We start from the raw sequence: 334 nt of genomic DNA on the forward strand, positions 1-334 counted from the left end.
CCTGCTTCACCGGCGCGTCGCCGGGAGCGCGGCGCAGTATGCGCCAGGACGCGCCGTCACGGAGGAAGCGATAGTAAAGCCTGGGCGCCGAGATGATGGTGAAGGAGACCAGGAAAAAGACGATGAACTGGCGCTCGTTGAGGCCGGCGACCGGCTGGAAGAAGAAGCGGTAGGCGAGCGAGCTCAGATAGAGGACCACCGTCAGGCTGCCGCAGCCCTTGAGGATGTTGAAGAAGTCGGGCGTGGAGGCAAAGCGCCACACCGTGCTGTAGAGGCCACTGGAGCGGAACAGCAGATGGGCGATAAGCACGATGACCGCCCAGCAGGCCAGCCC

1 pseudogene is annotated in these 334 nt (G+C 64.4%); it reads right to left on the reverse strand.

From position 1 onward, the window contains the following. Nucleotides 1-334: pseudogene (locus EN857_RS33795) on the reverse strand (polysaccharide biosynthesis protein); the annotation flags it as partial.

Origin of the sequence: Mesorhizobium sp. M4B.F.Ca.ET.214.01.1.1 (assembly GCF_004791545.1) — a bacterium.
Taxonomy (GTDB): domain Bacteria; phylum Pseudomonadota; class Alphaproteobacteria; order Rhizobiales; family Rhizobiaceae; genus Mesorhizobium; species Mesorhizobium abyssinicae.